Raw genomic sequence first — 14,042 nt, 5'->3', positions numbered from 1 at the left:
CTGACCCGGCACGAGCCCTGACCCGGCACGAGCCCTGACCCGGCACCAGCCCGCACCGGCGTCGCCGCCGGCCGATCAACGGCCGACGGCGGCGCCGCTGTCGTTCTCGGCAAGATCCACTCGGCTTCACGGAAGTCGTGCTGTCCGGACCACACCGACACCGCGTCATCCCTGAACCCGAGTGGATCAAATCTCCCGCCTGTCCGACCTCATCCGACCTGCGCCGAATGCGGGGTTATCTCGGATAAGTCCGCATCGCGAAGATGGTTCTCATACGGTGGGGATCAGAGGCTGCAACCCATTTGTAGCTGGTCGTGGCGCCTCGGGCGGTGCGATCCCGTCTGGTAACAGGAAAGGGCGGAAGGCTCTGATGTCCAACGACGTAACGAGTACCGACGGCGGGGCCTCGACGGCTCCGCCGACACGACGACGGCGGGCGCTCTGGGTCGCCGGCGTGGCTGGGCTGACCGGCGTGGTGGGCCTGGCGGCTCTCGGCGGCGTGGCCGCTCGGGACGACAAGCCCGCCTCCAAACGGGCGTCCGACACGCAGCCGTCGACAAATCGGCAGAACGTCAGCGACTCCGCTGGCACGAAGGATGACGGTGCCAAGAAAGACGGTGCCCACGAGGGCGGCGGTCGGGACGACGACTGGAGCGGCGACGACTGGAGCGGCGTCGACGACCGGTCGGGCCGGGACGCCAAGCACGAGGAGGCCAAGCACGAGGAGAAGGACCGCGGCCGGCAGGTCCCGTGCGACAGCGACAGGCTGATCCAGGCGATCACCTTCGCCAACAACGAGGACGGCGGGGTGCTGGAACTGGCCAAGGGCTGCACCTACACGCTGACCCGCAACCAGGACGGCAACGGCCTCCCGGTGATCACCGAGAACATCACGCTCAAGGGTGAGCACACCACCATCGGCCGTGAGGCCACCGCCGACTACTTCCGCATCCTCAACGTCGGCCCCGGCGGGCACCTCACCCTCAAGGGCCTGAGCGTCAGGGGCGGCCAGACCCTTCAGGAATCGGTGACCGCCGACCCGGCGACGGTCTGGGCGCCCTACTCGGCCCGGTCCGTCGCGGCCGGTACGGCACCCAAGCCCGCGGTCACCACCGCACCCGCCGGCACGCCGACCTCGCCGTCCACCGCAAAGGCGGCGGCGGCAGCCAAGCCCGCGGCGGCTACGGCCGCAAAGCCGAGCGCGGCGGCAACGGCCGCGAAGCCCAGCGCGGCGACAGCGGCCGCGAAGCCCACGGCCGCGAAGCCCGCGGGGACAATGGCCGCGGCGACAACAGCCGCAGGAACAACAGCCGCCAAGCCCACCGCGGCCACACCCACGACGGGTGCCAAGGCTTCGACGGCAGCGGTCAAGGCCGCTCAAGCTGACGCCACGGCGGTCAAGGCCACTGAAGCCAAGGCCACAGCGGTCAAGGCCGCCGAAGCCGAAGCCAAGGCCACCGAAGCCAGAGCCACAGCGGTCAAGGCCACAGCGGTCAAGGCCGCCGGAGCCGAGGCCGCAGCACCCAAAGCCAACGCCGCAGTAACGGCCGCCAAACCGGTAGCCGCGGTGGCGACACCGGCGCCGGCCGGGTCTGCGGTGGTGCCGCTGGTGGAGGAGCCGGGGTTCAACGACGGGGCCGGGGTGCTGGTGCAGCCCGGTGGACGGGCGGAGATCCTGGACAGCGAGTTGCTCTACAACCAGTCCGGCGGCAACGGCGGTGGGCTGGCCAACTTCGGCAGCACCAGGCTCAGCAAGACGACTGTCGCGCACAACACCGCCTTCTTCGTCGGCGGCGGCATCTTCAACGCCGGCGTACTCCAGGTCGACGAGTCGAAGATCAAGGACAACACCGCAATCATCGGTGGCGGTGGCATCTCCAACGGCGCGCCGGCGATTCGCAGCGAGGGCGTTGTGGGCGGTTCGGTCTGGGTCTACAAGAGCGAGGTCACCGACAACGAGACGCTCGGCTTCGGCGGCGGCGTGCTGGATGTCGAGGGCACCACGACGTTGCACCAGACGACTGTCAGTGACAACAACGCGGTGATCGAGGGTGGTGGCATCGCGGTGGCGGACAGCCAGCTCACCCTCAAGGACGCCACGGTGGCCAAGAACAGCGCGGCTCGCGACGGTGGCGGCGTGTTCGTGACCTCCGACAGCGTCGCGACGATCGAGAACAGCAGGATCAAGGACAACACCGCGGGCTCCGGCGGCGGCGGCCTCTTCAACGAAGACGGCGTCACCACGCTGCGCGACAGCGAGGTGGTGGGCAACCGGGCCGTCGGTCCGTTCGCCCGCGGCGGCGGGATCGTCAACGACGAGGGGAGCGAGGTCAGGCTCCACCGGACGACGGTGGCGCACAACTTCGCCACCCTCGAGCCGGGCGGCATCTTCAACAGCATCGGCGGCACCGTGACGCTCGACGACGAGTCCGCGGTCACCGCCAACCGCCCGACCAACTGCTTCAACGTTTCGGACTGCTTCGCCTGATCGGGTGGGGCTGAACCACATAGAGAGGGCACGCCCCTCCGGCCGGTCGCGGTCCGGAGGGGCGTGCCTGTTTAGGCAGCTCAGGGGGCCTGCGGTAGGTCTTGGGGCTCGCGTGCCGGGCCGAGGCGTCCACGACGCCGTGGACGGCATATGAACCGAATGTGGGGTTCTCTCGGATAAGCCCGCGAGGCGAGGAACCTTCTCATACGGTGGTTTTGGGAGCTACAACCGATTTGTAGCAGGGGATACCCGTCTGACGGCGGCGACCCTGTCTGGTACGAGGAGAGGGCAGAGAGCTCCGATGTCCAACTACCTAACGAACAACGAAGCCTCCGGGCGGGCGACGGCCAAGCGCCGCCGCAAGCTCTGGCTCGCCAGTGGCGTGGCCGGTTTGACGGGCGTGATCAGTCTCGCGGCGGTGGGCGTCGCGGGCAGCGCCGGAGCCGTCGGCCTGAACTGGAACACCGCGCAGGTCAGCAAGGACGGTGACCAGCGCGGTGACGAGGCGCGCGACTGGGACAAGGACAAAGACAAGGACCGGGACAAGGACAAGGACCGGGACAAGGACAAGGACAAGGACAAGGACAAGGACCACGAGCGCGGGAAGGAGGTGCCCTGCGACACCGACAAGCTGATTCAGGCGATCGTGTTCGCCAACAACAAGCACGGCGGTGTGCTGGAGCTGGCCAAGGGCTGCACCTACAACCTCACCCGCAACGACTACCAGGGCAACGGCCTGCCGATCATCACCGAGCGGATCACGCTCAAGGGCGAGCACACCACGATCTCTCGGGAAGCCACGGCGGACTACTTCCGCATCCTCAACGTCGGCGCCGGTGGTCACCTGACGATCAAGGGCCTGACCATCAAGGGTGGCCAGACCCTCGAGCTGGAGAACGGTGTCGAGCCGGCCGCGGTCTGGGCGGCCTACTCGGACTCCGAGGCGCTCGCCGCGCAGGTGAAGGCGGGCACCCCGTTGGCCCAGGCGCTCACCGCGCGGCAGGCCAACCCGAAGGCGGGCCTGAAGGCCGCGCCGAAGGTCACCCCGAAGGCCACACCGGGCGTCGTCACGCCGCTCGTCGAGCAGCCGGAGGAGAACGACGGCGGCGGCATCCTGGTCCAGCCGGGTGGCACCGCCGAGATCCTGGAGTCCGAGGTCGTCCTGAACCAGTCGGGCGGCAACGGTGGTGGTGTGGCCAACTTCGGCACCACGAAGATCTGGCACAGCACGGTCACCCGTAACACCGCCTTCTTCTTCGGTGGCGGCGTCTTCAACGCCGGGCTGCTCAAGGTCGAGGAGTCGAAGATCAAGGACAACACCGCAGTCATCGGTGGTGGCGGTATCTCCAACGGCGCTGCGGAGATCTTCACCGAGGACGTCGACGGCGGAACGGTCGAGCTCAAGAAGGCCGAGATCACCGACAACGAGACGCTGGGCTTCGGTGGTGGCTACCTCGACATCGAGGGCAACACCACGGCGTACGAGACCAAGTTCGTCTCCAACACCGCGGTTCTCGCTGGCGGCGGTATCGCTGCGGCGGACAGCCAGCTGAACCTGCACAACGTCACTGTCGAGAAGAACAGCACCGCCGGTGTCGGTGGCGGTGTGGCCATCGCCTTCGACAGCGTGGCCACGTTCGAGAAGAGCAGCATCAAGGACAACACCGCCGGCTTCTTCGGCGGCGGGCTCTTCAACGCCGGCAGCGTCACCACGCTGCGCGACAGCGAGGTTGTCGGCAACCGGGCCGTCGGTCCGATCGGGGTCGGCGGCGGCATCTTCAACGTCTTCGGCCAGGTCAACCTGCAGAAGACGAAGGTCGCCTACAACTTCTCCACCTTCGAGCCGGGCGGTGTCTTCAGCTTCTTCGGAGACGTGAACGTGGACGACAAGTCCGCGATCACCGCGAACCGTCCGACCAACTGCCTGGCCATCCCGGGCGGCACCATCGAGAACTGCTTCGCCTGATCACCAACGGACCGGCCCCCTTCCGCGCGACGCGGAAGGGGGCCGGTTCACGTCACTTTTGAACGAAGACCGCCACGCTGCGCGCCGGCACGGTGAACGTGCCGGCCGCCCTGTCGAACGAGGCGGTACGCAGCACCGGGTCGGCCGAGTCGACAAGCACGGGGTGCAGTGCCACGGCCGCTCCGCGCAGCCCGGTCACCGTCTGGTCGGCCGCCGACGGCGTGCCGTTGAAGACGACGGTCAGCGACTTCCACGGCCCGCCCAGTCCACTGGCGTCCAGGGTCATGGTCAGCACGCCGGGCGTCTCCTGCGCTCCGGACAGCGGGAACGCCACCCTCCGTTGCACCTGCTCGGCGGTGGCCAGCCCGAACACCGGCGACGACGCCCGGATGCGCAGCAACTCGGCGTACCGGGCGTCGGTGGTGTTGATCGCCGCGCAGTCCGGCACCAGCGCCGGGTCGGCCAGCAGCGGCTTCGCGTACGACCACTTGTCCTCGTTGTCGGGCGCGGGCGGCAGACCGGCGCCGAATCCGTTGCCCTGTTCACAGCCCCAGCGGATCTGGTTGAACCAGTCGCCGGAGTTGTACGAGTTGCGGTCCAGCGACTTCGACCGCAGCCGTTCGGTGCCGGCGGTGACGAACCCGGCGCCCTGTCCCAGCACCACGGTGCCCAGCGCCAGCACCTGCATCCGGGATCGGTCGGCCGCCGAGGTGGCCTGCGGCAGCTTGTACGCCAGCGCGTCGTACAGGATCTCGTTGTCGTGCGCGTCGACGTAGGTGACGGCCTCCCCCGGTGCGGCGGTGTAGCCGGCCGGGGAGCCGTTGTAGTCCACCTGCGCCCCGGTGACCTGCCGCCCGGCGGTGTCGGTGAACCGGTAGCCGCGCAGGTTGCCGGTCAGACCCACCTTGATCAGGTCATGGGCGTGCAGCAGGCGGGCCTTCTGCTCGGCCGGTGACCCGTTGACGTCGTCGCCGTTCGGGTCGGTGTAGAGCCCCGACGCGAAGCCCTGCGCCCGCGGGTTGGCGTCGAACGGCCCACCGCCGCGCACGGCGTCCCGCAGCCGGTCGTTGAAGGTGCCGATGCCGGTGCCGGCCATGTTGGCCTGGGTGGCCTGCACGAACCGGGCGCCGCCCGCGACCTCGCCGAAGTTCCAGCCCTCGCCGTAGAGCAGGATCGACCGGCCGTCCACGCCGTCGCGGGCGACGGTCAACCGGTCCAACGCCCGGCGTACGGCCAGGATGTTCGCCTTCGGGTGGTGGCCCATCAGGTCGAACCGGAACCCGTCCACCTTGTACTGCCGCGCCCAGGTGACGAGCGAGTCGACGACCAGCTTGCCCATCATGGCGTGCTCGGGGGCCGTGTTGGCGCAGCAGGTGGAGTTGGCGGTGGTGCCGTCCTCCAACAACCGGTGGTAGTAGCCGGGCACGATCTGGTCGAGCACCGACTTCGGGTCGGTACCGGCCGCGGCCGTGTGGCTGTAGACCACGTCCATGACCACCCGCAGCCCGGCGTCGTTCGCCCCGGCGACCATCCGCCGGAACTCGGTGGTCCGCGCCACGCCGGCCGGGTCGACGGCGTAGCCGCCCTCCGGCACGGTGTAGTGCAACGGGTCGTACCCCCAGTTGTAGCCGTCGGTGTCGGCGACCGCCGCCACGCACTTCTGCTGTTCCGCGGAGTCCGGCGGGAGCGCGGCCAGGTCGCAGGCCGGCTGACGCTGGTCGGCGCGCCGCTCCGGGATCGTCGCGAAGTCGAACGCCGGCAGCAGGTGCAGGTGGGTGACACCGGCGTCGCCGAGGGCCCTCAGGTGGGTCATGCCGGCGGTCGCCGGGTCGGTGAAGGCGAGGAACGTGCCCCGCCGCTCGGCCGGCACGGTCTCGTCGGCGATGGAGAAGTCCCGCACCGACAGCTCGGTGATCTGCGCCCTCGCCGCCGGCACCGGGGCCGGTTTGCGCAGGGTCCGCCAGCCCGCCGGGGCCAGCGCCGCGTCGTTCAGGTCGACGAGCTGACTGTGGGTGGAGTCCGCCGCCAGGGCCACCGAGTACGGGTCGGTCACCACGGCGGTGATCATCTTTTGTGCGGCGGGCTGCCACGCCTGCACCTCGTACCTGTAGTACCTGCCGACCCAGGCGGCGGTGCCGCGCGCCGACCAGACGCCGGTGCGGTCGTCGCGGCGCATCGGCACGATCCTGGGTGACGCGCTCGGCGAGTCGAACAGGTGCAGCCGCACGGTCCGCGCGGTCGGCGCCCACAGCGCCAGGCTCGGCGTCCGACCGTCGAACGTCGGGCCGAGGGTGGCATCGGTGGCCCGGGAGTACACATCGTCGAGCACCCCGGGGATCTGCACACCCGTCGCCGCGAGCAGGGCACCCTTCGCGTCGCGCTCGGTGACGAGCACCTGCCCCCGCAGCGCCGCCGGGACCTTCGCCAGGTCGCGTCGATCAAGGGCGAAGCTACGGTACGACCACAGGTGCGGGAACCTGTCGCGGTGCGCCTCGGTGAGCCCGTTGCGCTGCGCCCGCAACGGCAACGTGGTGTACGCCCCGCTCAGCTCCCCGTCGACCACGCTGATCCCGCCGGTGGGCGCGGCGACGAGCGCGTACGTCAGGCCGTCGGTCGGCGGTGTCTGCCACGCCACTGTGGACCTGTCGATCCAGTGCGCCTCCTGCTTGCTGATGTCGGTGTCCCCGCCCGCGGTGGTCGCCGTCGTCGGCAGCAACCGCCCCGGCGTGGCGGCGAGCAGCCACACCTCTCGGCCCGCGCCGGCCAGGTCGAGTCGCTGATCGTCGGGCAGGTCCTTGGTGTCGCCGTTGTGGATGATGTAGTTCAGCCCGGTCGCGCCGGCCGCCAGCGGCACCCGGAACACCGCCCCGAACGCGTCGGTCCCGGTGGGCTTCAGCGGCGTCGACCACTCGGTCGGGTTGGCCGCGCCGTCCCACACGTGCAGCCCCCAGCCGTCGTAGGTGTTGTCGGCCCGCCGGTAGTGGATGACCGCGGTGCCCTCCTCGACCGGCGGGTCCGGCTCACCGGTGGCCGCCTGCCGGCTCGGGTAGACGGCCGGGTCGCCCTGTTTCAGCCAGACCTCGCCGGTCTGGGTGACGTCGACGCCGCGGTCCTGGGCGACGTCCTTGGTGCCGGCCCTGTCGACAACGAGGAAGTTCACCGACGTCGCGCCCGGCTTCAGTTTCACCCAGGCGAAGCGACCATAGGAGTCCTCCCCGGCGAACGGCTGGCCCTTCGGCCACTCGGTGACGTACGCCGGGTCGATGTCCCCCCAGGCGTACAGCCCCCAGTCGTCGTACCCACCCGCGGGGCGCTGGTAGTGCACCACCGCCCACTCCCGGGAACCGCCCTGCGGGGGCGTACCCACGGTGGCGGCGGACCGGGCGGTCGCGGTACGACCCCGGCCGTCACGGACCACCGCCTTGTAGTCGACCCGGGTGCCGCCGGCCAGGCCGGTCAGGTCGTGCTGCACGGTGTACGGCGCGTGGTCGGCGCTGCCCAGCACCGTCCACCGCCCACCCGCGACCCGGGCGGCGACGGTGACGGTGGCGAGGGGGTCACCGGTCACCTGGGCGGTGACCGCCGCCCGGGTGGCGACCGGCGCGTCCGGGGCGGGGGCGGTGATGGTGACGGTCGGCTTGCCGGTCGCCTGCGCGATGGGGGTGCCGGCCCGGTACACCACCGCCGACAGCGGCGGCACGCTAAGGGTAAGCCTGCCGTTACCGCCGGCCATCGCGGTCTGACTGCCGCCGTAGATGCCGGTGAAGGTGGCGCCGGCCGACCAGGTGTCCACGGTGACAGTCTGCGCGGTGTCGGCGTTGTTGACCGCCACCACGTACTCGGTGCGGTCGGCGGGGGCGATCCGGGAGGCGGCGAACACGCCCGGGCCGTCGGCGGCGTACCGGGTGACCTGCACGCCGTCGCGCAGGGCAGGGTGCTCCTGGCGCAGCCGGCCCAGCTCGGCGATGGTCCGGTACAGCGGGTGGTCGGTGTCGAACTGGTCGCTGCCGTGGGTGCGGTCGGTGCCGAGCAGGTCGTCGTCGAGGTAGTCGGGCACCTTCGAGGCGAACATGTCCTGCCGCGCGTCCTTGTCCCCGCCGGGCCCGGTGAAGCCCTGCTCGTCGCCGGAGTAGATCACCGGTTGGCCGCGGGTCAGGAACATCAGTTGGTGCGCGAGCTGGTCGCGGCGCAGGTGACTGGCCGGGTCGGTGCCACCACCGGCGACGAACGATCCGATCCGGCCCATGTCGTGGTTGCCGAGGAAGGTGGTCAGCCGGCCGGCGTCGGTGTCCCGGGCGGCGTAGAGGTCGTCGCGGGCGTACACGTCGGCGAGCGCCCGCGCCGAGCCGGCGCCTGTGGTGTAACCGCGCGCGGCCTCCTGGAAGGCGAAGTCGAGGGTGGCCGGCAACCCACCCTGGCGGACGTAGCGGGAACTGATCTCCGGGTCGGCGCTGTACACCTCACCGAACATGAAGAAGTCCTTCTTGCCGGCCTTCTCGGCGGCCCGCTGGATGCCCTGGCTGAACTGCGGCCAGAACTCCATGTTGACGTGCTTCACGGTGTCCAGCCGGAACCCGTCGACGCCGATCGCGCCGATCCAGTCCCCGTACGCCCTGGTCAGCCCCCGGACCACCTCGGGACGCTCGGTCCACAGGTCGTCGAGGCCGAAGAAGTCGCCGTACTCGCTGTTCTCGCCCGTGAAGGTCGAGTCCCCCCGGTTGTGGTACATGGTCGCGTCGTTCAGCCACGCCGGCACCTTGACGCTCGCGTCACCCGGCTCGGGAAGAACCGGGGTGTACGGGAAGGACTCCCTGTCGACCGGCGGGAACGCGCGGCTGCCGTCGGCGTAGTTGCGGTCCTCGAACGCCCGCCCCCGCGCGTCGGTGTACGGCGAGGTCGCCTTGTCCACGTACGCGTAGGAGCCCTCGGCGTACTTGATGACGTCTGCGGTGTGGTTGACGATCACATCAAGGTAGATCTTGATGCCGCGCCGGTGGGCGAGTGTGACCAGCCGCTTCATCTCCTCGTTCGTGCCGAAGTGCGGGTCCACCTGGGTGAAGTCGGTGATCCAGTAGCCGTGGTACCCGGCCGAGATGTCGTTGCCGGCGCCCTGCACCGGCCGGTTCTTGAAGACCGGGGCGAGCCAGATGGCAGTGGTGCCCATCCCCTGGATGTAGTCCAGCTTGTCGATGACGCCCCTGAGGTCACCGCCGTGGTAGAAGCCCTTGTCGGTCGGGTCGAGCCCGGTCCGCAACCGGTCACCGGTCAGGCCGCCCCGGTCGTTGCGGGGGTCACCGTTGGCGAACCGGTCCGGCAGCACGAAGTAGAACTGCTCGGCCCGCGCCGAGTTCCCGCCCGCCTTCAGCAGCGCCTCGGCGGAGGGTTCGGTACGCCACTGCACCGCACCGGTGGTGGCCAACGTGTCGGCGCCGGACGGCCGGGGATCCGTGGCGGCGGCAGGCTGGTGCGCGGCGACCGGAGTGCCGACGAGCGTGAGGGTGAGCAGGGGGACGAGGGCCAGCAGTGCGGAGCGCGGTATCGGCGAGGGTTTCATCGACAACTTCCTCTGGTCGCTGATGGGCCGCACGCTAACCCTTGCCGAAACATTCTGCAATCACTTGCAAACACAGTCGCAACACAGCAGCATCCTTGCGGAAGCGCCGCTCAGAATCCGCTACAGCGCACCCCGTCGACTGTGCACTCCCGCGGGGTGCTGGACGTCCGCTCCAGGTGGAACCGCAACGACACCGAACCGCCGGGCCGCACGTCCACCCCACTGACGTACGTGAAACCGTCGCCGGACTGACGAAGCGTCCCCTGCGGCACGCCCTCCACCCAGGTGGTCACCAACCGCCCACCGGAGAACTCCAACCGGACCGTCCAACCACGACTCACCGCGGACCTGTTGACCATCGACACCTCGCCGATGAACCCGCCGTCGAAGCTCTGCACCACCCGGTACCGCCCACTCATCGCCGGCTGCCCCTGCGGAGCCCCACTCGGTGACCGCGTCACCACCGGCGCACCCCCCGTCGCGCCGACAGACGCGCCGACCGACGGTGACCGCGACCCGGGCGGGGTGCTCGGCGGCAACCCACTCGCCCGCCCGGACAACCCCGGCCGCACCGGCGGGGGCGACGACGATGCCGGGCCGGGAGCGCTCGACGCGCCCACGCCCGTGGGCAGCGGCACCACCGGCGGCACCGGCGCGCCGTCCGGCGCGGGACTACGCCCCCGGTACGCGCCCAGAGCCATGAAGAGCAGGACCACCATCACGAGGACACCAGCGCCCACCACGATCCAGGGCGACGACACGATCGCAGCCGGACCGTGCGACAGTCGCGGGGCACGACGCATGCCGGACATGTACCTCCCTCAGCGCACCGTCCGGGCAGCCTAGCGATCGGCGGCCGGAGCCGGAAGCGCCGACGACACGCCCCGCCGCGCCGCCGGTCCGACCCGGCTCAGCCGAGCCGACAGTCGACCCCGTTGATCGTGCACCGAAGCGGCCGCTGCGCCGACTCACCCCAGCCGACGCGCAGCCGCAGCGTCCGGGAGTCACCCGCCTCCAACGAACGCGTGCCACGTACCACGAACATGCCGTCCCCCCGGCCCCGCACCGAGATGCCCGAGTCGTCGGTGACCCGCAGAGCCCACAGGTCGTCGTCGAACGCCAACTCCACGAGCCAGTCCACCGACCGACTCGACTCGTTCACGATCGACAGCACCGCGGCGTCACCGTCCCAGCCGTTCGTACCGACCTGGTAGCGGGCACCCACCGCGCCGTCCGCCGGCACGACCGACGCCGTCGGCACGACCGGCATCGCCGACGCGCTCGTCCGCCCCGGAGTCGGTGAGCTGGTCACGGTGGCCCGCGGCGACGGCGCCCGACTACTGCGCGACGGCCGCGGCGACACCGAGCGCCGCTCCACGGCGGCCGGAGTCGGCCCACCGGTGGCAGACGCGGCGGCCGGCACGGTCGGCAGGAACACCGAAGGCGCGGCCTGCGGCGCGGCGTCCCGCTCCCTGGTCCGGAACGACAGCAGCGCGATCACCAGGAGCACCACGAGCGCACACACACCGAGCAACACCACGACCCACGGCATCGACGCCAACAATCGCGCAGCTCGTGACCCTGCCGCACCGTCCGGCCGCACCGCCATCAGGTCTCCCCTCGTCCCACCGAGGCGACAGCGTAGCCAGCACCGTACCCACCGGAAACCCGGCGGGTACGGATCGGGCCAACCGGCCCGGGTCGGTCAGCCCGTCCGGACAACCGTGCAGATCAGTGGTCCACCATCAGCGAGCCGCAGCAGGTACCGGTACCGCTCCCCCGGCACCGCCTGCCCCCGACTGTCCAGGAACTCCCACTCCACGGCCACCATCGTCAACAACGCGGACAGCGGCTGCACGTCCTCGATCCGGGCGTGGGCCGCGACCAACTCCCGGTCCTGGTAGTCGGGCGCGGCACCCACGAAGGACAGCGCCACCGCCGCCGCGGACGTGAACGAGAAGCTGTAGGTGTCGGCCACCACCAACCCCGGCAGGGCGTAACAGCCAGCGATGGCCGGCAGGTCGCCGGAGGTCAACGCCACGCCGTACCTGTCGAAGAAGTCGGCCAACGTGTCAAGATCCGTGGAGGCGTTCACGGTCACAGCAGTTGCCAGTCACCGCCCAGGTCAAACCTCAGCGCGGCGGCACCCGTACCTCGATCTCCGAACCCAACCGGGCGTCGGCGGCCAGGCCAAGGTCGTCCCCACTCCAGAACCGCCCCGGGTCATACCAGTTCGGACGCCGGCCCGCCGGCAGCAACCCCATGGCCTCATAGGTCACCGCCACCACCTCGGCGCAGTACGCCGTCTCCAACGCCCGGTCCCGCTCCCCCGCCGACGCGGCCGTGCTCCCGGGGGTGGCCGCGCTGTCAGGGCTGGCCGCGCTGTCAGGGCTGGCCGCGCTGTCAGGGCTGGCCTGGGTTGGCGCAGGTGTTGGCCGAGCGGGGCGCGGCAGCGCGGACAGGCGGCCCGGGAGCGGCAGCGTCGGCACCCGACCACGTACCCAGCGCCACGCCAACTGCGCCGTCGACGGGAACGGCGTGCCGTCCAACCGCGCGATCGTCCGCAGCACCGCCCGCTCCATCTCACCGTCGGCCGGCGGGTCGAGTTGCCGCAGCCAGGCACGTTGGCCGTACCGGTTCGCCCAGACGCAGACCGCGTCCCGCAGGTCGTGCAGTTGGACGCCGCGCTGGTGGGTGCCCGACCACAGGTCCGGCAACGACCTGCCCAGCTCCGCGTGCCACATCAACGGGGGCATGTCGTCCAGCACGACCGCCATCCCGACGTGGTTGACCGGGCTGTTGGTAATGGACTGGATCGCCCGGTCCGGCACGCTGCGACCCCGGAACACCCACACGTCTCCGGTACGGGTCAACTCGACGGCCTCATCCAGGCTGATGCTCATGAGGGACTAGCCTAGGCCGATGCGGCAAGGATTGCGGTGGTGGAAGGTCCTCGGGCTGGCCGGCCTCGCTGGCGTGGCGGCCTCCGGCGTGGTCATCGCGCGGGCCGAACGACGTCGGCGCGCGTACACCCCGGAGGAGATCCGGCAGCGCCTGCGGGAACGGCACGCCCAGGCCGGCGACGCCACGAAGCCCGCAGCCGGCGCCTGACCAGCTCGACCGTCTCCCGCACCGCCGCGCCCTCGGGCCTCCCTCATGGACGGTCGCCGCGACGGTAGCGGTCGCGCTGGTGCTCGTGATGCCGACCCCTCGGCGCCTCCCGCTCGTGGCGGCAGATCGACCGGTTCCGGCTCGGGTCACCCCATTCGGGCCGGAACCGGACTCCGCCATCGTCCACTCCGGTTTGCCGATATCGCGGTGTCCGGGCCGCACTGACACCGCGACATCCCTGACCGCGAGTGGATCATCGCCCGGTGCCCGCCTAGCGGGATCACCGGATGGGTGATTCGTTCCGTCTGGTGGGTTTCGTCCCATGGTCGGGGTCACCATGGCGGCGGAATGGGGGGCCGGACCAGGTCGTTATACCTGGCATGGCACCGCGACCGTCCGGTCGTTGGTGCGCGGCAGCCGCCGGGAACACCCGCCGGGCCGCCACGGTTACATCCCCCGCAGGACCGAGCACCACAGCCCGGCGTCCTGGCAGACGGAATGCCTCGCTGGCGCGACACCCCTACCCGATGCCGGCCCCTGTTGTGGGCTGCCGGGCACGAACTCCCCCGCACGGCCGTACCTCCCCCGGATGAGTGCTGTGTGGGTTCCCCCGATGCAGAGGAGCACGCCATCATGCGTACCGATCTGATCCGTAAGACCGCTCTGACCGCCGCTGGCCTCGCGTTCACCGGTGGAGCCATCGCCGGCCCGATCACCGCCGCGTACGCCGCGTCCGACGCCAAGCCGACCACGCAGACCCAGACCGACCGCAAGACTCACGGTGAGCGGGAACTGGGCGTGCGCTACGAGGCGCAGCCGAACTTCTACTACTGCGGGCCCGCCGCGACCCGTAACGCCCTGAGCGTGCAGGGCAAGAACATCAACGTCGACGACATGGCCAAGGAAATGGGCACCACCGAGGC

General features: G+C 70.5%; 9 protein-coding genes. 4 read left to right on the top strand and 5 right to left on the bottom strand.

The features are described 5' to 3' along the window. Positions 1 to 181 precede the first annotated feature (181 nt). Both ACLQ29_RS28400 and ACLQ29_RS28395 read left to right on the top strand, forming a co-directional pair. Positions 182 to 2,488: a right-handed parallel beta-helix repeat-containing protein gene (locus ACLQ29_RS28400; protein WP_425774496.1), complete on the top strand. Its 2,307-nt coding sequence runs from the start codon at positions 182 to 184 to the stop codon at positions 2,486 to 2,488. Positions 2,489 to 2,789: 301 nt separating this feature from the next. Then, positions 2,790 to 4,454, top strand: a complete 1,665-nt coding sequence (locus tag ACLQ29_RS28395; RefSeq protein WP_425774495.1) for a hypothetical protein — start codon at positions 2,790 to 2,792, stop codon at positions 4,452 to 4,454. Positions 4,455 to 4,506: 52 nt separating this feature from the next. Here ACLQ29_RS28395 and pulA read toward each other — a convergent pair whose 3' ends face one another. The 5 genes from pulA to ACLQ29_RS28370 all read right to left on the bottom strand — a co-directional run bounded on the left by pulA (position 4,507) and on the right by ACLQ29_RS28370 (position 12,911). Then, positions 4,507 to 10,008, bottom strand: coding sequence for a pullulanase-type alpha-1,6-glucosidase (gene pulA, locus ACLQ29_RS28390; RefSeq protein ID WP_425774494.1), 5,502 nt, complete (start codon positions 10,006 to 10,008; stop codon positions 4,507 to 4,509). 110 nt (positions 10,009 to 10,118) lie between these two features. After that, positions 10,119 to 10,820: a cellulose binding domain-containing protein gene (locus ACLQ29_RS28385; protein ID WP_425774493.1), complete on the bottom strand. Its 702-nt coding sequence runs from the start codon at positions 10,818 to 10,820 to the stop codon at positions 10,119 to 10,121. Positions 10,821 to 10,918: 98 nt separating this feature from the next. Beyond that, entirely contained in the window at positions 10,919 to 11,560 is a 642-nt protein-coding gene (locus tag ACLQ29_RS28380; protein WP_425774492.1) for a hypothetical protein, read from the bottom strand. Between the two features lie 153 nt (positions 11,561 to 11,713). Then, positions 11,714 to 12,103: a hypothetical protein gene (locus ACLQ29_RS28375; RefSeq protein WP_393362848.1), complete on the bottom strand. Its 390-nt coding sequence runs from the start codon at positions 12,101 to 12,103 to the stop codon at positions 11,714 to 11,716. A 37-nt stretch (positions 12,104 to 12,140) separates the two neighbouring features. Next, positions 12,141 to 12,911 (bottom strand): hypothetical protein, encoded by a 771-nt coding sequence (locus ACLQ29_RS28370; protein WP_425774491.1) that lies wholly within the window; start codon positions 12,909 to 12,911, stop codon positions 12,141 to 12,143. Between the two features lie 19 nt (positions 12,912 to 12,930). Here ACLQ29_RS28370 and ACLQ29_RS28365 point away from each other — a divergent pair, with 19 nt between their 5' ends. Then, positions 12,931 to 13,119 carry a hypothetical protein gene (locus ACLQ29_RS28365; protein WP_425774490.1) on the top strand — a complete coding sequence of 63 codons (189 nt, stop codon included), beginning with the start codon at positions 12,931 to 12,933 and terminating at the stop codon, positions 13,117 to 13,119. 633 nt (positions 13,120 to 13,752) lie between these two features. Further along, the coding region (locus tag ACLQ29_RS28360) for a C39 family peptidase (protein ID WP_425774489.1) at positions 13,753 to 14,042 on the top strand (290 nt) is incomplete at its 3' end.

The organism is Micromonospora sp. DT228 (genome assembly GCF_049841595.1).
Classification (GTDB): Bacteria; Actinomycetota; Actinomycetes; order Mycobacteriales; family Micromonosporaceae; genus Micromonospora.
Note: the sequence above shows the minus strand (reverse complement) of the source record. Positions and strands in the feature narration are given on the sequence as shown.